We start from the raw sequence: 20,908 nt of genomic DNA, 5'->3' as shown, positions 1-20,908 counted from the left end.
CGAGCGGGCAGGCAGGGCGCCGCGCGCCGTCTGCGGGGGACCGGCATCCGAGTTCGAGCCTCTTCCGAACTCGGTGCCTGGACCCGATCCGCCGACCTTGCGAAACAGGTGCCGACCGAGAGGGTCGGTCTACCCCGTAGAGTAACTCGTCCGAAGGCTGGCTCGCTCCGCGTGTCGCTCCAGCGCCAGACGAATCAATTCGTCCAGGAGTTTCGGGTACGGCAGGCCGGACGCCTCCCAGAGCTTCGGGTACATGGAGATCTGGGTGAAGCCGGGGATAGTGTTGATCTCGGAGATGTAGACCTCATTGTCGTCGCGGCGCACGAGGAAGTCGACGCGCGCCAGGCCCGCGCAGTCCACAGCCTTGAAGGCGCGCACGGCCATGTCGCGAATCTCCTCGGTCACGTCCTTTGGCAGGTCAGCCGGGATGATCTGCCCTGACGCGTCATCCACGTATTTCGCTTCGTATGAATAGAACTCGCGAGAAGGAATGATTTCCCCGAGCACCGAAGCGCGCGGCTCGTCATTGCCCAGGACGCTGCACTCGATTTCGCGGGCGTTCTCTACCGACTGTTCCACCAGCACCTTCAGATCGAACTCGGCCGCAAGATCGATTGCCGGCTCCAGATCTTCCGGCGTCTTTGCTTTGCTGATGCCCACGCTGGAGCCAAGGTTCGCAGGCTTCACGAAACACGGGAATCCGATTTCGTCCGCTATTTTTGCCAGGATGCCCTGCCGGTCAGCCTGCCAGTCGCGGCGCTTGAAATGAACAGCGTCGGCGCTCTGCAGTCCTTCGGCGCGGAACAGGGTCTTCATGATGACCTTATCCATTCCCGCTGCGCTGCCCAGGACGCCCGCCCCGACATAGGGCAGACCGGCCAGCTCCAGTAGCCCCTGAACGGTGCCGTCCTCCCCGTACGTGCCGTGCAGCACGGGGAAGACCACGTCCACCTGGTTCAGTCGAGTGAGGCCGTTTTCACCCGGGCGCACAATGCCTGCGCCGTAGTCGGCGAGAGCGTGGACCGGAAGCGCCGCGACGCTTCCCGGACCTTCAGTGAGTGCCCGCTGACTGTCCTCGGGCAAGACCCACTGCCCTGTCTTGGTGATTCCGATGAGGGTGACCTCGTATTTCTCGGGATCAAGATTGCTGACAACTGACCTCGCGGAGGCAACAGACACTTCGTGTTCTCCGGACCGGCCACCAAACAACACGGCGACATGCAGGCGGCCGTTGGATCGCTGTGACGACATGCGACAGGCTCCCTTCAGACATGAACGCAGCCATAGGGAAGCTGCGCTTGAACTGGGCGCATGATAGCACGCTGCGCGGGCTTTGGCAAAACTGGCTCACGGTTGTCCCAGGAGCAACGGTTCTGTGGCACGCCTGCCGGCTGGGGCCGACTTCGCGTTCAGCGTGCCCCTCGCCCTGAGCCGTTGCCGCACGGCACGCGGAGCGGGCGATGGCCTTTGGCCGGGGGCGGAAGCATCCCGATTGCCGCCCCCGATACGCCGTGAGCCTCCGAAGGGTGGCGACAGGCCCTTCCCCGCGGACCGGGTCCGACCGCCCTTCCGGCGCCTGACAGCACACGGCACGGCCCCGACACCGGGGGCACCGGACGCCGGACACAAGCGAGGCCGGCACGCATCCCACAGCACCGCGGGTCATGCCGGTTGCCCGACCCCGGCACCTGTGGTAACATCGGCACGCCAAGCAATCCCACACGATGTCTCAACGAGGACGCTGCCGCGAGATGACGGTCCGATCTGCCCTTGTCCTGTGTGCGTGCATCTGCATCTTCGCAGGTTGCGCGCGGAAGACGCCGCCTGCTTCGGCTCCGCAGGCACCTGCGGTGTCGGCTCCCGGGCCGGCACCCGCAAGAGTTCCCGGCAAGTCCGCGGAGCCCGCCCGGGACAGCGAGGACGTCAGGTCGGGTACTGAGGGGAGCGAGACACAGGCGCACAAGCCCTCCACACCGGTCGGGCCGGTGCGCACCGGCAAGGATCTCAAAGGTGACGTGGACCTGAAGCCCTTGGACCTTGCGGTTTACCCGGGCGCGAAACACGACGGCAGCACGAACATCAAGACCTCAAACGGGCGACTGGTGGCGGCGAAGCTTATCTCCCATGATTCCTTCGACGACGTGGTCACGTTCTATCGCCGCCGCTATCCCGAGTCTCCCCAGAAGATCAGCGCCGGGCCGACCGGGAAGGCGCTGCTGATCACTGTGAGTCCGGTCCCTGACCTGCGCACCGTGCGCATCACGATGCAGGCGGGAAGCAGCCACATTGCCATCGATCTCATGCGTCAGACCCAGGAATCAGCGACGACGGCAGCAAGCACAGGAGGCCCGCCCGTTGAGTGACCAGGCCAGCCCCAGCAACAAGCTCAATGACCTGACCAACCGCGACTGGCTGCGAGAGACCAAGAGCTTCTGGATGTCACGGGCCTCCGGAATGCCCGAACCCGCGGCAAGCGCTCTGTCGGACTTCGTGGATTGGCTCCTGCACTCGCGCGACCCACAGGATGCCGAGGAGATACTTTCGCAACTCGACGACAGCTTCGTGTTCAGCAGGACCCCTCCGCGCAGCAAGCTCAAGGCTCTGCACCCGGCTACTTTCAGCGAGCTCGATGTGGAGCGCCTGATCCGGTTCTTCACGAAGACGGAAGAGCGCGTGCTGGACCCCTTCGTCGGAAGCGGATCGACGCTGATTGCCTGTGCGAACTGTGAACGCTCCGGCGTGGGTATCGAGTTGTCCGAGCAATGGGCGGACATTGCCCGCAGGCGCATTGAGCAGGAGACGTCAGGCGGGCTCCTGACATCTGCGCGCCAGGAAGTCCTGGTCGGTGATGCGCTGGAGATGCTGAAGCAGATGCCCGGTGAGAGCGTGGATTTCGTGGTCACCAGTCCACCGTACTGGAGCATCCTGACCAAGAAGGCGGGGTTGAAGGTGCAGGCCGAGCGTGAGGCAAAGGGCCTGCCGACACAGTACAGCCAGGACAAGAGGGACCTGGGGAATGTGGAGGACTATGAAGAGTTCCTGGCGCTGCTCACGGCCGTGTTCGCCGAATGTGGTCGGGTGCTGCGAGCCGGTCGCTACATGGCCGTCGTGGTCTCGGATTTTCGCCACGGTTCCCGCTTCTACCTGTACCACGCGCATCTAGCAGAGCGCATTGAGGCGGTGGGAATCCCGTTGCGCGGCGTGACTATCCTGGCCCAGGACAATAAGAACCTCTATCCCTTCGGTGTACCCAACCAGTTCGTTTCCAACATCCACCACCAGTACATTCTCGTCTTCCAGCGGCCGAAGTAGTCGAGGCCGCATCCCAGTTTCAGTCATGTCCGGGCCATTCCGGGGGAAGCTCATGCCTGCGCATGAACTGAATCACCCGGCGCACCCAGGCCATGTCACACTGAGCTTCGCACTCCTCCAGCCGATTCTGCAGCAGGCACAACCCGGGGCAGTCGCTGGAACCGGTCATGCGCTCGCTATAGACCGGCCCAAAGTACAAAGGCCGCAGATCTGCCACGCTGATGGCAAGGGTAGTCCTGCAGTGCTCGAGCATATGTGTTACAAGCACGAGGCCCTCGTGCGGGCGGTCGAAGCGGGCCTGATAGCCGACAACCTCGAGGTCGGGATCGGTCACGAGGCTCGCGAGATCGGGCCAGCTCGTGTTGCACATGGTGCAGGTCCCGGCGGGCTTTGCGGACTTGATTTCCATGCCTCTCTCCTCCGCGAATCCATGCTGAGGCAGCGACTAGCCGCCGTTCTGCAGCACCCATTCCCAGACGCTGCCATCCTCCGGGTCCTCCACCGTCCCGGCCAGCATGAATCCGAGCTTCGACAGCACCCTCGTGGAGGCGTTCTGCTCGGGGAGCGTCCTCGCAGTGATGGTCAGCGTCGGGTCTGCCTCCCGCGCGATATTGACGAGGGTGGATGCCATTCGCGTCGCGACGCCGCGACCCTCGTATTGAGGGAAGGTGAAGTACGCGATCTCCACCCTCCCATCTGCCGGTGGGCCCTTGAAGGCGCAGGTGCCCACACTGTTGCCGGCCTCTCGCGCGACATAGCCCACCCAGGGCGGAGTATAACCCACTTGCTCATACATGTTGCGGAATGCCTCCAGCACTTCTGCCGGCGCATCTGTGACGGGGCCATCGCCCGCGCAGGCGCTCCCATCTCTCCCAATGATTGTCAACTCGATCATGGATGTGCTCTTCCGTTCAAGATTTGCCGCTATTGTTGATAAACTCGGGTTCTGTTACACTATTGCTGATCCCCCGGGGGGCGCCCGGTAGATCCCCCCAACCGCTGTGCTCGCAGCCCCGCACCCGCGCACTCTTCAGAGAGGCGGTCTGGCTATGGCCCTCCAGGTTCGCGCAGCGTATGCGTTCTCCCTTGCCGTGACGTTACTGGCTTCATTTGGTTCTGCGCTCTGTCAGGATGCCGGGCCGGCGCTGCCAACAATCACCGAGGTTCCTGGCACGAACCTGAGCATAGCTGTAATGGGTGGCAGGCCGCCGTCGGTCATGCCGCCGGTGCCCGTAACCAGCGCAGCGGGCACTCCGGTGCTGCTGCAGAACGTGCCCTCCTGGACCTGGTGTTACGGATGCGCCAATACCGCGGCAGCCATCCTCTTCGGGTACTACGATTACAAGGGCTACTCGAAGATGTTCACCGGCAAGGAGAACGACGGCAAATGCCCTCTGTACAATGAGGAAGTCTGGCCCGACACTATGGCCGACCCCACCTACGGCGAATCTCCTCTTGCCGCCTCGCACAAAGGTGTCGGCGGGCGCACCAGCAAAGGCCACGTGGATGACTGGTGGTCCGGCGCGAACTCCTCGCGAGACCCGTGCCTTGATAACATCCCTCCCTGGACGCCCCATTCACCCTTCGACTGCACCGGCGACTTCATGTGGACCAGCCGCTTCGACAACGTCGCTACCGGTGCCGGGATCACCGAGGGGAATCGCGACGGTGTCACCGTCTTCTATCAGTTTTCGGACGCAACACCCATGACGGCCTCGTACGTGAGAGCCATGCGCAACGTGTTCCCGAACAACTACCAGCACGACGGCGCATCGGGCATGCTGGATTTCGTTGAGGACAAAGGTTACGAGGCCCAGGAGCTCTACGTCCAACTGACCACATCCGACCAGTTTGTGGACGCCTTCGGCCGCCCGCAGATCCAGGGTTTCCGCTTCTCCGACTTTTGCGGCGAAATCAACGCGGGTCGCCCGGTCATGCTCATGTGTGGCGAGCATGTGTTCGTGGGCTACGGATACAACACCTCCGGGGGACAGCAGACCTGTTACATCCGCACAACCTGGGACAATGACAAAGGCCACACGTGGACGATGAACTGGATGGGGCGCTTCGCCGGCCTGCAGATGTGGCAGGCGGTTGTGGTGAAGCTCAAGGCCCCGCCGCCCGATGCCAAGCCTGACGCGTTGATCCAGGGCCCGGCGGGCGGAGGCTTCGTGGGCACCAAGGAGTATGGTGAGGACGGCTCTGGGCAGACCGCTTACGGCCCGGCGATGCCCGGCGCGACCAGCGTCTACATCGTGCGGGTGCTCAACCGCGGCGCGACGCAGGATACCTTCTTCGCATTCGGTTCCGCCGGTAACTCGAGATGGCGCGTCCGGTACTACGATGCGCTGACGGGCGGCAACGACATCACGGCGGACGCGACTGCCCAAGGTGGGGCAAGTCTCGGCCTGATCAAGCCGGAGGAGTACAAGGATCTTCGCGTTGAGGTCACGCCGCTTTCCAGCGCCACGGCCAACAGTAAGATCGAGACGCTGGTGAAGGTCTGGCCGTCCCAGCTGCTCACCCGCATTGACGCCGTCAAGGCAGTCACGTTGCTTGCCAGCGCCGACGTGAACCATGACGGGAAGATTGACCAGAAGGACCAGGCGCTTTTCGTGGGCTCGTGGAAGACCTGCCAGCAAGGCGGGGCTACCAACGCGAACTGCGACCTGGACGGTAACGGGACCATCGACCCCAACGACGCCATGCGTTTCCTGGACCTGCTCCTGATCGGCAAGTAGCCGGCATCCGCTCGCGAGGATCAACAGGGCCGGAGGCGATGGACTCCGGCCCTGATGCGTCGCAACTTCCGCATTACACCGCGAAACGGAAGTCGATCACATCACCGTCGCGCACCTCGTAAGTCTTGCCCTCGAGCCGCACCTGACCCCGCGCACGGCACTCTTGCAGCGATCCACTGGCGACCAGGTCCTCATACGCCACCACTTCGGCCCGGATGAACCCGCGTTCGATGTCGCTGTGGATCGCGCCGGCAGCCCGGGGAGCCAGTGTGCCCCGGCGGATGCTCCACGCCTTGCACTCATCCGGCCCCACGGTGAAGAAGCTAATCAGGTCGGTCAGTTCGTACGCGGCCCGGATGAACCGGTCGCGCGCGGGAGCGTCCAGCCCATAGTCCGCGAGAAACGCGGCGCGGTCCTCCTCGGTGAGCCGGGCGATCTCGCCCTCAAGCGGCGCGCACAGTTCCAGACTCCGCAGGCCATGCTGGCGGGCGGTCTCCGCGATGCCGGAAGCCACTCCGTTGCCCAGGTCCCCCTCGGCAACATTCGCCACCACCAGGGTGGGTTTGCGGGTCACGAACTGATAAGCGCGCAGTGCTTTCTCCTCGTCGGCATTGACCTCCACGTTCTCAAGACGCACACCATCAGCGAGAGCCTTCTGCAGCCGCTCCATCAGGGGCTTCTCGGCCTGCGATTCCTTCTTACCCCGCTGCCTGTCCTCTTCGATTCTTGCCAACCGGTTCTCCACCACGCTCATGTCTGCGAGGAGCAGGTCAAGCAGGAAGCTGTCCAGGTCTGCTGCGCGAGTCCCATGGGCGAACCCCCCGGTGACCACCGCGAGCGCGTCGGTCTGGGACAGGGCGCCGGTGATAGCCGACAGCTTACTCGCGGACGCGCAGCCGATCTCGGCAAAAGTGATGTCTGCTTGTGTGGTCTTGCGGGGCTTGTACATCCCCGACAACACCTCGAGGCGCGGGTCGGGGACACCGACCACGCCGATATTCACGCTTCCGTCGGTTCCGGTCAGACAGCTGAGTACTGCACTCTTGCCGGACCCTTGTGGGCCAATGATTCCGATCTTCACAGCATCCCAACTCCAGGCACAAATCAAACGCCGCGACCTTTGGCCGCGACGTTGCGGGTTTCGGTGATGGTCACCTTGCGCGCGCACATCCACTGGAAACAGCGCGCAGATGATAGACGCTGGGAAGTCTGAAGTCAATGGTGGCGATGGCGCAGAAGGCGTAGGACCAGCGGCAGCATCACCCCGGCAGGGTCGTCTCGGCAAGAACGGGTGGTGCGTGGGTCTCGCCCGCCGGTCGTCTCCTAATCGTCAGCTGCCGCCGTAATACACGCGCCGCGCGGAGAGCCGCAACGCCAGCAGCGTCAGAACCAGGATAATGACGAAGAGGATCCAGGCGATCGCGCAGGCATAGCCCATGCGCAGGTAGGGGAAGGCGTTGTCATAAAGATACATGGCCACGAAATAGATGGACCTCGCGGGGGCGCCGCGTGGGGAGATCACATACGGCACCGCGAAGGTCTGGAGTGTGCCGATAATCCCCATGATCAGGTTGAACAGGATCACAGGGGAGATCATGGGCAGGGTCACGTGGCGCAGCTTCTGCAGGTAGGTCGCGCCGTCGATCTCCGCCGCCTCGTAAAGTTGCTCCGGCACGTCCTGCAGGTTCGCGAGGTAAATGACCACTGCGTGGCCCACGGTCCAGGTGCTCATCATCACCAGCGCGGGCTTGGACCACGCCGGGTCCGACAGCCACCCGGGCGGCGTGAGCTTGAGGCCCAACGCACCGAAAACCGCTTTGAGCACATAGTTGAGAACTCCGTGCTCACCATTGAACAGCCACAGCCAGATGATGGCCAGAGCCACCATGGGTACCAGCGAGGGCAGAAAGAAGATGGTGCGGAATACCGTGAGCCCCCTGACGCCGCTGTTGAGGAGGATAGCTAACGCCAGGGAAACGACGAGCCCCAGTGGGATGCTGAAGGCGGCGAAGATCAGCGTGTTGCCGATTGCCTGGCGGAAGACTTCGTCAGTGAGAAGCTCGGAGTAATTGGCAGCACCGATCCATTCCGGCGGGCGCAGGACAGAGTATTCGCAGAAGCTGGCGTACAGAGAGAACAGGATGGGGCCCAGCATGAATACGAGGAAGCCCACGATCCATGGGGAGATGAACAGGAGACCATTTCGCAGGTCACGCCGTTCGCTGGCGGTCATGAAGGAGCAATTCGCCCTCGGTGCCGGGGATGCCTCCTTCGGGCATTATCGAAACAGGCCCGGATATCGAGCAATCTCCGAGACGCTGCCCGTGCACAAGACCCGCCCGGCTTTGATAGCCGCCGCGCTGTCGCAGACCTTTTCCGCGAGACCGAGGTCATGAGTGGCCACAACGAGGGTGCAGTCAAGGCAGCTTAGGAGCGCCATCAGGTCCTCGCGGCCTCCGGGGTCGAGGCCGGCCGACGGCTCGTCCAGGGCGAGTATCTCTGCGTCCGTGACCAGGACCGACGCCAGCGCGACTCGTTTCTTCTGGCCAACACTCAGGTTTGCGGGGTGCTTCCCTTCGAAATCGGTCATCCCCACAGTGGCCAGGGCCTTTGCCACTCTCCGGCGGACCTCGTCCGGCGGGTATTGGGCGTTGATTGCAGCGTAGGCAACTTCGTCAAACACTGTGGGCATAAAGAGTTGATCGTCGGGGTTCTGGAAAAGCAGACCCACGCGGCGACGGATGGCGCTCAGATAGGGCTCGCGGGCGGGCATGCCCAGCACCGTGACATTCCCTGTGCCTCGCAGGAGCCCGTTGAGGTGGAGAAGGAGAGTGGACTTGCCGGCTCCATTGGGGCCGATGAGCGCAAGACGGCCTCCGATCGGCACCCGCAGGGAGACTTGTTCGAGTGCCGGCGAACCGTCGGGGTAAGCGAAGGAGACGTCGCGGAGTTCGATGGCTACCAGGTCGTCACCCACGTGACTATCACCGCCCCGGCGACAAGGGCCACGGCCTGCAACGGGGAGACCGCGCGGACATCCAGCAGACCTAACTGCCCCCGGTAGCCGCGGGAAACCAATGCAAGAGCCTGCAACTCGGCTCGGCGCCCGAGACGTATGAGTAGCACTTGCACGATGGCGGCGGCGACTCGCACAGCTCGCAGCCCGCGCGGCATTCCCCGGGACTTCTGGGCGCGAATGATCCGCAGGATCTCACCCCGCACCGACTTGACACTGCGCAACATCAAGGTGCACAAGGCTGTGATCCGGTGCGGGACCCGGAGTCCCAGCAAGCCCTCCAGGAGGTCGCGTTCGGACAGTTTTCGGGCGAAGGAAAGTGTGAACGCCACCACCAGGACTGACTTGGTCCAGATCGCGCCGAGGAACTGCAGCGCCTGAGCGGACACTGAGCGCTGAAGGAGGGGAACCGGAACGGTCCGGACACCGTCGCCGACTGGAGCGAGAAACAGCAGGAGCAGCGCGAACAAGCCGAAGCTGATGAGCGGTAGCGCACTGACGAGAACTTCCCGCAGCCTGGCGCGCGACCACACCAAGGCGCACGCCGCCAGAAGACCCATGGTGCACAGACCCTGGGGATGACTGGGACTGGCCAGACACGCTCCGAGAAGGGCAACGCACAGCAGGCCGACGAGGAGGGATGGCGATAGTTTCCAAACGGCCATCACAGGTCGGCGAGCTCCTCCAGGAGTTCCTCATCGGACATGCGTTCAATGACCCGAGCGCCCGCCTCATCATTGTGCAGGCGCATTTCCTCCACCGCAAGCGCCAGAGCGGCAGGGCGCAACCGGACACAGATGGTTTCGCCGGACTTGCGATTGACGAACCGAGCGGCAACGCCTTCGGCAACATGATGCCGGATGTTCCGCTTGCCCATTGTGCAGCCTGTAGAGAACTGAATGCCGTCGATTGCGCACGAGGGAGGGGGGGCATCGGGGCAGAAGACATCGGCCTCGACCCCGAAGTGCGGGTCCGCCTTCAAACGGGCGACCGCGTATTTGCCCATTCGCATCCCGGCAAACACATAGGGGCCGAGGTGGCCGTGGAAAGCTCGCAAGATGGCGATTTCATCGACACTGCTGTGCAAAGAATGTTCGTGAGTGTGCTCGCTCACTTTGGGTTCCTCTTCCACCGCGGACCTATGATGCTTGTCCGTTCAATAGCATAGGCGGCCGCGGGAACCACTGTCAACTGCAGCAGGATGCCGGGCCATGCCACGGCGAGGCCCAGGATCGCATAGGCCGGCACGGACTGCTCCATGCCCATTGCGCGGCCGATGGTGACCAGCGCCAGGGTGCCGACCACTCGCGTGGCGATGATTGCGACTACGGTCGCAACAGGTATGCTCATTCCGGCCTGACGGCACAGACTCGCCGAGGTGGCCAGGGCGCCGAGTTCAAAGGCCATAAGCGGGGCTACCGGCGCGATAGGCGGCATCCCGGTCAGGACAGACGACAGGATGGGGGTTATGAGGCCGACGATGAGGGCTGTGCGCCAAGATGCCAGCAGCCCCAGCGCCAGCAAGGGCAGATACATGGGAAGCCAGATGGGTCCCATGCCCGGCCCAAGCGCGTGGAAGGCTATGGGCACAACGATGCCCAGCGCCCCGAACAGACCCCCCAACGCCAGGTCCCGCGCGTCCAGGAGCCGCTCGCCGACGGAGAGTGCATCCGCGTCCTTCCGGTCAGGGGGTTCAGTTGACTGCATAGCTCGTATCCCAGTAGCTTCGCCAGACGGATTCAGGCACCGCCGTCACACCCGCCGGAGTGGGGTTGCCTGCGCCGTCCTCCTTGACCATGTTGGAATGATATTGCTGGGGCTGCATCCACTTGGCGTGTCCGTCGCCAAAGAGCACATTAGAGCCGCCGTTGTGGATGATCGTGCACGCCCAGAAACAGGTGGCGCCGCCGGCAAACAGGCCCGTTGGGCCAGACGGAGGCCCCGCATTGCAGCGGTCCCACTCAACCACCAGTATCTTGTTGCTCGGCGACTGTATTGCCGACTCCGGCATTCCCAAAAAACCGGGGACATAGGCGCCTATGAATGCGGGAACGCCGATGTTGAAGCCCTGGCCGTAGTACCAGGGCAGGTCCTTGCGACTGGGACAGATGTTGATCTGAGTGTTCTTGATGTAGGGCTGCAGGCGGCTCTTCCACTCGGGGTTGATGACGTACGTCTCATCATAGTCCGCGTTGTACATGAAGAATGATACGCCCATCTGTTTCATATTGCTCAGACAACTGATCTGCCTTGCCTTCTCCCGAGCCCGTGCGAAGACCGGAAACAGGATAGCCGCGAGGATGGCGATGATCGCGATCACGACCAGGAGCTCAATAAGGGTGAAGCCGGCTGACCTCAAGGGGAATCCTCCAGTAGCACATCTGTGAGAATCGTGCTACCTAGAACATACAGAAAGTGGGCACGGCTGTCAAGCTTGGGAGAAAGAGGGGTAGGACCATCGATCTTGTGGGATGGGTGCCTGCCTAGTGTGTGGCAGGCGTGCGGGGACGGTGGTAATGGGGCCTTGCCCTGTGTCGTCAGGCTCCGGATGGATCCGTCCGCAACGGCTCAGGGCGAAGGGCACGCTGAACGCGAAGTCGGCCTCAGGCGACACGCATTCCAGGAGACCAATGCTCCTGGAAAGAGGGCGCAGACTAGACTGACCGGATCAGGGCACCACGAGGGACAGCGCACCGGGGACCTGCACGGCTGCGCGGATGTTGGCGGGTTTGCTCCAGGGCCACAGGCAACTGTGACCGTCACCCAGGACCACCATGGAACTACCCATCTCGAGAGCCATCTCGGAGACCGCTTCAGGCAGGGCGCCGTTGAAACGCACGCGCTCGCCTTCCACGTGGTAGGCCCGCAGGGCGCTGCTCACGTAGGCGAGGTTCTCTTCACCGCGCCTGCGGTCGGTGTCCGGGACGGCAACATCCAGGGTGACGTTCAGCTCCGAGGCGAGCTCGCCGGCCACTCGCAGGGCGCGGCCTCCGGAAGGCGTGGGCTCGTAAATCAGCAGAAGTCGGTGAACGGGCAGCGGATCATCCTGACAAAGGAGCGTGGGGACGGTCGGGTGGTAGATGATGCTTGCCGCGGTGCGCCCAACCGCGCTGCGCCGCAATGTGCCGCGCCTGCCGAGGACCAGCATGTCCATAGCGATGGATTGTTCGGGAAGCACGCGCGTGGCCATTCCGTGGCGTGTCTGCCAGGAGCAGGCCACGCCGGCGTTCTCCACGATGCGCACGGCTGCGTCCATGTCGGCGTCGGAGGGCAGGGGGCTCTCGTCGACTTCCTCACGTGACCGCATGGCCTCGATCCGATCCACCACGGTTACCGGGTCGGGTCCTTCGTCCACGCGCACCATGTCCTGGGGAGTCGCGGGTTCCACTGCCTGCAGAATGCGCACACGCGCCCGCAAGGCCTCGGCGAGAGGGACAGTCTGCCGTAGCGCGGTTGCAGAACCCCGGGAGCCGTCGTAACCCACCAGTATGTTGCGCATCTCGTTCGGGGGCCTTGAGCAATGGCGAAGACGCGGAGTGAGTCAGGCCCCGGCCACAGCTCCAGCGATTCCTCACTCCGCCAAGGGTACCAGTTTATTGTTATCCTACTTGCGCCTGAGCCAAACCATAAAGCTGAAGTCAGGTACGCGCCGGTCCACCAGGAACTCCACGGGTTCGCTGGTGCTCAGGAAGGACGTTCTTTCCACCAGGAGCATTGGCGCGCCGGGGGTGATTTGGAGCTCCCGGGCATCGCGATCTGTCGCCGCGGTCGCCGAGATGGTCTGACGTGCAACCGCGATGGTGATACCGTACTCCCCCTGAAGCACTGACGTCAACGACTCCCCGTCTCTTAGCCCGCGCTCAACAATTCCCGTGACACGGCTGTGCGGGAAGAAGCAGGTCTGGAGACAAAGCGGCTTGCCGTCCGCGAGTCTGACGCGCTCGATCCGGACCAGCTTCTCGCGGGCATGGAGCTTGAGCTCGGAGGCTGCCTGGGGCTCGTCGCGGGCTGCCGCCTCCTCGATGGATAGGACCCGCGATGAGGGTTCGCGGCCCATCTCGGTCATGTCCCGCGTGAAGTTGGGGATTCGGTTGGCGTCGATGATCTCCTCGCTGAGAGGAGTCGCATCAAGGATGTACGTCCCCCGTCCCTGGCGTGTGGCAATGACCCCGCGCTCCTCAAGCTCTCGCAGAGCCTGCTTTACCGGCGCCAGGCTGACCTCGAAATGCTGTGCAAGGGCCTCCTGGGTCGGGAGTTGGTCGCCCGGCTTGAGACGGCCCGAGCGGATCTCCTGCTCGAGTATGCCCATGATCTGGGCATAAAGCGGGGTATTTTCGCCCGGAGGCAGCTTGTGGAGGCTTATCTCGGCCATAGCATTGGTGCGGCGCGGGTGCGCAGCCCCTTCAGAGTTCACGTAAGATCCGCCATAATTCGGGAAGTTCCCCGGGCACCCGGGAAATCAGTCCGAGCGCGGTCATTATGTTATTACAATGATGCACTCTTTTCAACCTTGACAATCGGCATCCCGAGGAGTACACTCGCCGCGTTCACAGGAGCCAATTGGTTATAATCAGTATATTGACCGCGCGGCGCCGGCCTTGACAACCGATTTGGCCACATTTACACTCCGGCTCTGTGGCGGTGGTCTTCGTGACGGGCGATCGGCGGGCTTGGGCAGACGCGCTGAAGATGAGCGTTGTCGGTTTGACGCTCGCCTTTTGCATCGCCATCGGAACCGGCGCGGGGATGTGGCTGGACAGACGATTCGATGCAGAGCCGGCCTTCACTGTGGTCGGTTTTTTGCTGGGTGCAATCGCCGGATTCCGCGAACTGCTCCGGGCCATCCAGAAGGGGTGACGGGCTTTGGACGAAGCCCGGACGCGGCACATCCTGAAGCGCACCTGCCAGATAACCGCCGCCCTCGCCGTGGTCGCCGCGCTCATCGTCCGCTTCGACCCCTACGCTCCGGCCATGCTTCTCGTGGGTGCCGCACTCGGTGTCGCGTTCATCGGCATCACGGCCCGAACCGTTCAGCGCTCGCGACCCGGTGTTGCATCGCGCTGGCGCAAGGTGCGGGCGACCGCACTGTACGTCGCCAAGCTCCTCATTGCCGGACTGGCCTTCTGGGGCGCGACGCAGCTGAGTGAGGCGGCCCTGCCGGTTCTGGCGGCGGGGTATACGCTGCCGATGGTTGTCCTGATGCTCGTAGCGCTGGCCGGGGAGATCGCAGGCTCAAGGCGTACACGCGACACCGGACGGGGCTAGATCGCGCCGATCGCTAAAGATTGGCGACACCTGCGCAATAATGAACTCGTATGCATGAACACCCGGGTACGTGGATCAACGCGATCGTTCACCTGGAGCCGGAATCGCTCAGGCATATCCTGGATGCGAATTCCATCACGGCTCTGATGGTTCTTCTCTGTGTGGTCATCTTCGTCCGGGTGGGCACGCGGAACCTGCGCCTTCGCCCGACAAGCGGCGGCCAGATTTTCTGGGAATGGGCCTATGAGAGCTTCGTGGGCTTCTGCGAGGATGTCATCGGGCCCGGCGGCGCGAAGTACGCGCCCTTCCTGGGGACGCTCTTTATCTACATCACGGCCCTCAATCTTCTGGGCGTGGTCCCCGGGTTTCTTTCGCCCACAGCGTCGCTGAACATGACCTTCGCCCTGTCTCTGACAACAATCGTCTACGTGCAGTATTGCGGTTTCAAGAGCCAGGGAATCAGGTATCTGATGCATTTCGTGGGCGAGCCGAAGGCCCTGTTTCTCTTGAATATCCCGATTCACGTGATCGGTGAGCTCGCACGGCCGCTGTCCCTGGCCGTGCGACTTTTCGGCAACATTTTCGGGGAAGATGTGATTATCGCCCAACTCTTGCTGATGGCGGCTGCGATTTACGCGAAGATCTACATCCCGATTCCGCTGCATTTCCCGATGGTGTTGTTCCATATCTTCGTGAGCTTCGTACAGGCGCTGGTGTTCATGATGCTATCGGCGGCGTACATCGCCGGTGCGACAGCGGGGCACGGCGACGACCATGGCGATGCCCACGGTCACGAGCACAGTCCGGAGGCGGCCTGACCGCGGTCCGGTGAATCTGATATCCACAGCACCGGGCCCGCGCCCGGCAAAGACACTGAGGGAGGCCTCAAATGATCTACGGTGCAGCACTGGCTCTCGCTGTCGGGCTCGGACTGCCGATCGCAGTCATCGGCGCCGGTCTGGCGCAGGGAAGGGCCGCGGCCGCGGCGATGGAAGGCATTTCGCGCCAGCCCGACGCAGCCGGCGACATCCGCTTCGCCCTGATTCTGTCCCTGTCGCTCATCGAATCCCTTGTCATCTACGCGTTGCTCATTTTCTTCATGCTCTATGGCAAGCTTCCGGCGGTCATGGACGTTGTGCAGGCAATGGGCGGCAACTAGTCAGACCCGCGTGACGGTTCGGCCCGGGCGAGCTGCCGGGCCATCCCGATGTCCTGATGGCTGGTGTCTAAACCATGGCATCCATACTGCATGACCTGGGCATAGAGCCGGGCGTGCTGGTGGTCAATATCACCGGCTTTGTCATCCTGCTTTGGCTCATGCGCCGAATCATGTTCCAGCCCATCGGGGCTTTCATCGAGCAGCGCAAGCGCAAGATCGCAAGCGATCTTGATGCTGCCGAGGAGAGCCGCGAGGCCGCTGCTCGCGAACTGGAGGACATTCGTTCGCAGCGCGAGGGCCTGGTTCGGCAAGCCGAGGAGAGCGCCGCGGAACTCGCGCGCGAGGCCCAGAGCAAGGCTGAGGAAATGGTGCGCATGGCCCGCGAGCAGTCCCGGGACGCAGAGCGCACCGCTCGGGCCGCCATCGACCGCGACCGCCAGCAAGCGGCCACGGAACTGCGCGACCAGGTCTGCGAGACCTCGGTCCGCATGTGCCGGTCCGTGCTTCGCCAGGCCCTCAATGAACAGCGGCACCGCGCACTCATCGACGAGTTTATCGCCGATGTGGAGCGCCTGGCTGCCGAGCAGCGTGACGGCTGATGATTGACCACACCCTCATCCGGCGCTACATCGCGGCGGTCTATGATCTGTCCGTCAAGAGCGCACAGGTGGAGATGGTGGGCGAGGAACTAGCCCGGCTCCAGCTGGCGATCAACAGCGACCCGCGGCTACAGGGAGTGCTTCGTCACCCAGAAATCACGCCGAAAGAGAAGACCGAGATTCTCGAGCGCATCGCCGGGAATCCGCCCAGCGAGATCGTGCGGGGCCTCATTTCGGTGCTGCTCGAGAAGAAACGCACCGAGGTTCTCAAGGGGGCCGCAGACGCCTTCGCCGCCCTTACGGACGCTGCGCGCGGCGTTGTCCGGGCTCACGTGGAAGTGGCCTGGGAGCCCGACAGCGCGCAGAAGGAGCGGCTCGAACTTGCCCTGTCCCGACTTGTTCGCGCCCCGGTGGTTACCGAGTACCACCTGATACCTGAGGTGATTGGTGGCGCGCGCATCCGCATGGCTGGCCGCCTGATCGACGGCTCCCTCGCGGGGCACTTGACCCGATTAGCCGAGCAAGTGTCAGCGAAACCGGCGCTCGCATCGGGTGACTGACCGCCCGCATCCGCCTGATTGTCCCGAGGTGATTCCAGTTGCCTCTGCGCGCAGAGGAAGTCTCAGCGGTACTCCGTGAGGAGATCGAACGCTATCAGTCCCGGCTCAGCATGGAGCGGGTGGGCATTGTCCTGCAGGTCGGGGACGGTATCGCCCGCGTCTACGGGCTGGATGACGTCATGGTCTCCGAACTGGTTGAGTTCCCCGGCGGGGTGATGGGCATCGCCCTGAACCTCGAGGAGGATAATGTCGGCTGCATTCTGCTCGGACCGGACGTCGGCATTGAAGAAGGCGCCCGCGTGCAGGCTACGGGGCGCATTGCCGAGACGAAAGTGGGCGAGGCTCTCTTCGGCCGTGTGGTGAACCCCCTGGGTGAGCCGCTGGATGATCTCGGCCCGATCGAGTCTGATCTCACCGCCCGCATTGATGTCAAAGCTCCTGGTGTGGTTGAACGCCAGCCGGTCTTCGAGCCCCTCCATACGGGGATCAAGGCTATCGACTCCATGACGCCCATCGGCCGGGGACAGCGCGAGTTGATCATCGGCGACCGCCAGACCGGAAAGACCGCGATCGCGCTGGATGCCATCATCAACCAGCGCGACACTGGCGTGAAGTGCGTGTACGTCGCCATCGGCCAGAAACAGTCCACGGTGGCCCGGGTGGCCGAAGTGCTGCGCCGCGAGGGCGCGATGGATTACACCTGCATCGTCTCCGCCACAGCCAGTGACCCGGCAGCGCTGCAGTATATCGCCCCCTATGCCGGCTGCGCCATCGGCGAGTACGTGCGGGACAACGGCGGTCACGCGCTGGTTGTCTACGATGACCTATCCAAGCAAGCAGTGGCGTACCGTGAGGTCTCCCTGCTCCTGCGCCGTCCACCGGGCCGTGAGGCGTTTCCGGGAGACATCTTCAACCTGCATTCCCGGTTGCTTGAGCGCGCCTGCAAACTCAATGACGAGCTTGGGGGCGGCTCACTCACCGCCCTGCCCATCGTTGAGACCCAGGAAGGGGACTTCTCAGCGTATATCCCGACCAACGTGATCTCCATCACCGATGGGCAGATCTATCTTGAGTCCGACCTGTTCCACCAGGGCATCCGTCCGGCCATCGATGTGGGCCGATCCGTCTCGCGCGTAGGCTCGGCCGCCCAGACGAAGATGATGAAGTCGGTTGCCGGTCGCCTGAAATTGGACCTCGCATCGTACCGCGAATATGAGGCCTTCGCGCAGTTCGCCTCGGACCTCGATGAGGAGACCCGGGCCATCCTTGACCGCGGCGACCGCATGGTCGAAATCCTCAAGCAGGACCAGTACGCGCCTATGTCCGTGGTGGACCAGACCATCGCGATCTTCGCGGGAGCCCAGGGGCACTATCGGGACGTACCGCGTGAGCTGATCAGGGCATTCGAACCGCGAATGATCCAGTTCGTACACGAGAATTATCCGCAGATCGCCCATTACATGCACGAGACCGGCGCGCTAAGCGACGAGATGGCCGGGCTTCTCGCCAAAGCGATTGGCGAGGCGAAGGATCATTTCATCATCCGTGAAGAGCCCGTAGACACGTCCACGGGTGCGGTTTGCCGTCTGGCCTGAACACCGTCACCGCTTCGGCGGCCATTGGATTGAGCCATGCCCGAGAACCTGCGCGCAATACGACGGAAAATCAGGACGGTCCAGGGGATCGCCAAGATCACCCGCACCATGAAGATGGTGGCGGCCGCGAAGCTGCGCCGGGTCCAGGGGCAGGTGGAGAACGGCCGCGCGTACTGGAATGCCCTGGACAGCATCATGCAGCACGTGGCCGCACAGGCCGGGGAGATAACCCATCCGCTCCTGCAGCACAATGACGCGGACACCGTGGGTGTGCTGGTCATCGGCGGGAGCCGTGGACTGTGCGGAAGCTACAACGTGTCACTCCACCGCCGGGTGCAGGAGTTCATCAGCGAGCTCGATGAGCCGATGAAGCTGTGGGCTGTGGGCCCGAAAGCCGGGCAGTTCCTGACCCGCATCGCCTGCCGGCCCCACACTGTGTGCGATTCGCCCGACGACGCCCAGCGCTTCGGGATGGCGGTGGACCTCTCGCGTTCGTTGCAGGACGCCTTCCTCGCGGGCCAGCTCAATTCGGTGTATGTGATTTACACCCAGTTTCTGTCGGCGATCAGTCAGGTCCCTGCGGTGCGCCTACTGCTTCCCATCGAGCCGCCGGCGGCCGATCACGGGAACGGTGACGTTGCTCGCTATATCTACGAGCCACCCGCGGAGGAACTGCTGGCCACACTCTTGCCGCGAAGCATCGACGCGGCGCTGTACCGGATGATGCTGGAGTCGGCGGCATCCGAAGAAGCATCGCGCATGACGGCCATGACCGCGGCTACCGACAATGCGCGAGAACTGATTACTGACCTGTCACGCGCTTTGAACAGGGCCCGGCAGACGCAGATCACCACAGAGATCCTCGAGGTCATCAGTGGCGCGGAAGCGCTGACCTCGGGATAGACAGCGCCGCCCAGGCTGCGCCGGGCAGACGAGACTGCAGACCATCAACGGTTGGGATGAGAATATGGCTCAGGGCAAGGTTGTTCAGGTACGAGGGCCGGTCGTCGACGTCCGGTTTCCGGCGGATGCGCTTCCCGCGCTACTGCAGGCGCTGCGCATCAAGGACGACGCCCGGGAGATCGACCTGATTGTCGAGGTCGCGCAGCATTTGGGTGACGACATGGTGCGCTGCATCGCCATGGACAACACCGACGGTCTCGTTCGCGGGATGCCTGTGGAAGACACCGGCGGCCCGATCACCGTTCCCGTGGGGAAGGAAACCCTGGGGCGCATGTTCGACGTTCTCGGCCGGCCCATCGACGGTCGCGGACCAGTGGACGCCGGCGAGCGCCTGCCCATCCACCGTGATCCGCCGTCTTTCGAGGAACAGAGCGTTGCCGAAGAGCAGTTCGAGACCGGTGTCAAGGTCATCGACCTGCTGTGCCCCTTCCCGCGAGGGGGCAAGATCGGTCTCTTCGGCGGCGCAGGTGTAGGCAAGACCGTTCTCATCATGGAACTGATCCACAACGTGGCGACGAACCACGAGGGTGTGTCGGTCTTCGCGGGCGTCGGAGAGCGGACCCGTGAGGGGAACAGCACCTGGCTTGAAATGGAGGAGGCCGGGGTTCTCGGGCAGACCACCCTGGTGTTCGGCCAGATGAACGAGCCGCCGGGGGCCCGCCTGCGCATCGCCCTGTCGGCACTGACCATGTGCGAATACTTCCGCGATGAACTCGGCCAGGACGTGCTCCTGTTCGTCGACAACATCTTCCGCTTCACGCAGGCCGGTTCCGAGGTCTCCGCGCTCCTGGGACGCATGCCCTCGGCCGTGGGTTACCAGCCCACGCTGTCCACCGAGATGGGTGCCTTGCAGGAGCGGATCACCTCCACGCACCGCGGCTCGATTACTTCCGTGCAAGCCATTTATGTGCCGGCGGACGACTACACCGATCCGGCTCCGGCTACGACCTTCAGCCATCTCGATGCCAATGTCTCGCTGTCCCGCGAGCTGTTCGCCCAGGCAATCTACCCCGCCGTGGACCCGTTGGACTCCACCTCCCGCCTTCTGGACCCGCGGGTGGTCGGGGAGCACCATTACAGGGTGGCGCGCGGTGTGCAGCAGATCCTCCAGCGCTACAAGGATCTGCGGGACATCATCGCGATCTTGGGCATTGACGAGCTCTCCGACGACGACAAGCTCACCGTTGCCCGTGCCCGTCGCATCCAGCAGTTCCTCACGCAGCCCATGTTCGTGGCCGAGGTCTTCACGGGAATCCCCGGCGCCTTTGTGCCGGTGGAGGAGACCCTGCGGGGGTTCGAGGAGATCCTGCAGGGCGAACACGACAAGCTTCCTGAAGAGGCCTTCCGCATGGCGGCCAGCATCGACGACGTGACGAAGAATACCAGGGCGGCGACCGCGTAACCCTATGGCAACCTCGTATCGCCTGCAGATAATCACCCAGGAGGGCGTGCAGTTTGATCGCCCGGTGTACTCCCTCCGCGCTCCGGGAGTCGAGGGCTACTTTGGTGTGCGACCCGGTCACGCGCCGCTCATCGCCGCATTGGGCAAGGGCGACCTGACCATCACGCTGCCCGATCGCCAGCAGGTTGCTTTCGTAGTCTCCGGCGGAGTCCTCGAGGTCACTGGCCAGGGCGTGACCGTGCTGGCAGATGACCTCGCGAGTGAGCCGACCGTCGCCCCCACGCCCCACTGATTGC

General features: G+C 63.4%; 25 protein-coding genes. 13 read left to right on the top strand and 12 right to left on the bottom strand.

What is annotated here, in order from left to right:
* Positions 1-129 precede the first annotated feature (129 nt).
* Positions 130-1,251 (bottom strand): D-alanine--D-alanine ligase, encoded by a 1,122-nt coding sequence (locus HPY44_06025; protein NSW55551.1) that lies wholly within the window; start codon positions 1,249-1,251, stop codon positions 130-132.
* 500 nt (positions 1,252-1,751) lie between these two features.
* Between HPY44_06025 and HPY44_06020 the strand changes: the two genes are divergently transcribed.
* Both HPY44_06020 and HPY44_06015 read left to right on the top strand, forming a co-directional pair.
* Entirely contained in the window at positions 1,752-2,363 is a 612-nt protein-coding gene (locus tag HPY44_06020) for a hypothetical protein (GenBank protein ID NSW55550.1), read from the top strand.
* Entirely contained in the window at positions 2,356-3,312 is a 957-nt protein-coding gene (locus HPY44_06015; GenBank protein NSW55549.1) for a site-specific DNA-methyltransferase, read from the top strand. Before HPY44_06020 ends, HPY44_06015 begins: the two co-directional genes overlap by 8 nt.
* Before the next feature lie 19 nt (positions 3,313-3,331).
* Here the strand turns inward: HPY44_06015 and HPY44_06010 are convergent, their stop codons facing one another.
* Positions 3,332-3,721, bottom strand: a complete 390-nt coding sequence (locus HPY44_06010) for a hypothetical protein (protein ID NSW55548.1) — start codon at positions 3,719-3,721, stop codon at positions 3,332-3,334.
* A gap of 36 nt (positions 3,722-3,757) precedes the next feature.
* Positions 3,758-4,207 carry a GNAT family N-acetyltransferase gene (locus HPY44_06005; GenBank protein ID NSW55547.1) on the bottom strand — a complete coding sequence of 150 codons (450 nt, stop codon included), beginning with the start codon at positions 4,205-4,207 and terminating at the stop codon, positions 3,758-3,760.
* A gap of 154 nt (positions 4,208-4,361) precedes the next feature.
* Between HPY44_06005 and HPY44_06000 the strand changes: the two genes are divergently transcribed.
* Positions 4,362-6,053 carry a hypothetical protein gene (locus tag HPY44_06000; GenBank protein NSW55546.1) on the top strand — a complete coding sequence of 564 codons (1,692 nt, stop codon included), beginning with the start codon at positions 4,362-4,364 and terminating at the stop codon, positions 6,051-6,053.
* 73 nt (positions 6,054-6,126) lie between these two features.
* On the opposite strand, the gene ychF is transcribed toward HPY44_06000, so the two are convergent.
* The 9 genes from ychF to HPY44_05955 form a co-directional block, all read right to left on the bottom strand.
* On the bottom strand, positions 6,127-7,134 hold the full coding sequence (gene ychF, locus HPY44_05995) for a redox-regulated ATPase YchF (protein ID NSW55545.1): 1,008 nt from the start codon (positions 7,132-7,134) through the stop codon (positions 6,127-6,129).
* A 249-nt stretch (positions 7,135-7,383) separates the two neighbouring features.
* Positions 7,384-8,286 (bottom strand): sugar ABC transporter permease, encoded by a 903-nt coding sequence (locus HPY44_05990; GenBank protein NSW55544.1) that lies wholly within the window; start codon positions 8,284-8,286, stop codon positions 7,384-7,386.
* 45 nt (positions 8,287-8,331) lie between these two features.
* Complete coding sequence (locus HPY44_05985) at positions 8,332-9,030, bottom strand: ABC transporter ATP-binding protein (GenBank protein ID NSW55543.1); 699 nt, start codon at positions 9,028-9,030, stop codon at positions 8,332-8,334.
* On the bottom strand, positions 9,012-9,734 hold the full coding sequence (locus HPY44_05980; protein NSW55542.1) for a hypothetical protein: 723 nt from the start codon (positions 9,732-9,734) through the stop codon (positions 9,012-9,014). Before HPY44_05980 ends, HPY44_05985 begins: the two co-directional genes overlap by 19 nt.
* Positions 9,734-10,183 carry a formylmethanofuran dehydrogenase gene (locus HPY44_05975; protein ID NSW55541.1) on the bottom strand — a complete coding sequence of 150 codons (450 nt, stop codon included), beginning with the start codon at positions 10,181-10,183 and terminating at the stop codon, positions 9,734-9,736. Before HPY44_05975 ends, HPY44_05980 begins: the two co-directional genes overlap by 1 nt.
* Entirely contained in the window at positions 10,180-10,776 is a 597-nt protein-coding gene (locus HPY44_05970) for an ECF transporter S component (protein NSW55540.1), read from the bottom strand. Before HPY44_05970 ends, HPY44_05975 begins: the two co-directional genes overlap by 4 nt.
* Positions 10,763-11,428 (bottom strand): DUF1559 domain-containing protein, encoded by a 666-nt coding sequence (locus HPY44_05965; GenBank protein ID NSW55539.1) that lies wholly within the window; start codon positions 11,426-11,428, stop codon positions 10,763-10,765. The genes HPY44_05970 and HPY44_05965 overlap by 14 nt, the downstream gene beginning before the upstream one ends.
* Positions 11,429-11,737: 309 nt before the next feature.
* The gene (locus HPY44_05960; GenBank protein ID NSW55538.1) at positions 11,738-12,568 is read right to left on the bottom strand and encodes a universal stress protein; all 831 of its coding nucleotides are present in this window, start codon (positions 12,566-12,568) and stop codon (positions 11,738-11,740) included.
* Positions 12,569-12,673: 105 nt separating this feature from the next.
* A complete protein-coding gene (locus HPY44_05955; GenBank protein NSW55537.1) occupies positions 12,674-13,483 on the bottom strand; it encodes a GntR family transcriptional regulator in 810 nt (269 codons plus the stop codon).
* 275 nt (positions 13,484-13,758) lie between these two features.
* On the opposite strand from HPY44_05955, the gene HPY44_05950 reads away from it, so the two are divergent.
* The 10 genes from HPY44_05950 (at position 13,759) to atpC (ending at position 20,904) form a co-directional block, all read left to right on the top strand.
* Positions 13,759-13,926 (top strand): AtpZ/AtpI family protein, encoded by a 168-nt coding sequence (locus tag HPY44_05950; GenBank protein NSW55536.1) that lies wholly within the window; start codon positions 13,759-13,761, stop codon positions 13,924-13,926.
* A gap of 6 nt (positions 13,927-13,932) precedes the next feature.
* Positions 13,933-14,334, top strand: coding sequence for a hypothetical protein (locus HPY44_05945; GenBank protein NSW55535.1), 402 nt, complete (start codon positions 13,933-13,935; stop codon positions 14,332-14,334).
* 50 nt (positions 14,335-14,384) lie between these two features.
* Positions 14,385-15,152, top strand: a complete 768-nt coding sequence (gene atpB / locus HPY44_05940; protein NSW55534.1) for a F0F1 ATP synthase subunit A — start codon at positions 14,385-14,387, stop codon at positions 15,150-15,152.
* Between the two features lie 71 nt (positions 15,153-15,223).
* Positions 15,224-15,493: an ATP synthase F0 subunit C gene (locus HPY44_05935; GenBank protein NSW55533.1), complete on the top strand. Its 270-nt coding sequence runs from the start codon at positions 15,224-15,226 to the stop codon at positions 15,491-15,493.
* Between the two features lie 74 nt (positions 15,494-15,567).
* Positions 15,568-16,092, top strand: coding sequence for a F0F1 ATP synthase subunit B (gene atpF, locus HPY44_05930; protein ID NSW55532.1), 525 nt, complete (start codon positions 15,568-15,570; stop codon positions 16,090-16,092).
* Entirely contained in the window at positions 16,092-16,652 is a 561-nt protein-coding gene (atpH, locus tag HPY44_05925) for an ATP synthase F1 subunit delta (protein ID NSW55531.1), read from the top strand. Before atpF ends, atpH begins: the two co-directional genes overlap by 1 nt.
* Positions 16,653-16,690: 38 nt before the next feature.
* Complete coding sequence (locus HPY44_05920; GenBank protein ID NSW55530.1) at positions 16,691-18,247, top strand: F0F1 ATP synthase subunit alpha; 1,557 nt, start codon at positions 16,691-16,693, stop codon at positions 18,245-18,247.
* A 36-nt stretch (positions 18,248-18,283) separates the two neighbouring features.
* A complete protein-coding gene (gene atpG / locus HPY44_05915) occupies positions 18,284-19,150 on the top strand; it encodes an ATP synthase F1 subunit gamma (GenBank protein NSW55529.1) in 867 nt (288 codons plus the stop codon).
* A gap of 64 nt (positions 19,151-19,214) precedes the next feature.
* The gene (gene atpD / locus HPY44_05910; protein NSW55528.1) at positions 19,215-20,612 is read left to right on the top strand and encodes a F0F1 ATP synthase subunit beta; all 1,398 of its coding nucleotides are present in this window, start codon (positions 19,215-19,217) and stop codon (positions 20,610-20,612) included.
* Between the two features lie 4 nt (positions 20,613-20,616).
* Positions 20,617-20,904, top strand: coding sequence for an ATP synthase F1 subunit epsilon (gene atpC, locus HPY44_05905; GenBank protein ID NSW55527.1), 288 nt, complete (start codon positions 20,617-20,619; stop codon positions 20,902-20,904).
* Positions 20,905-20,908: the final 4 nt, after the last annotated feature.

It is taken from the genome of Armatimonadota bacterium (assembly GCA_013314775.1).
Lineage (GTDB): Bacteria > Armatimonadota > Zipacnadia > Zipacnadales > JABUFB01 > JABUFB01.
Note: the sequence above shows the minus strand (reverse complement) of the source record. Positions and strands in the feature narration are given on the sequence as shown.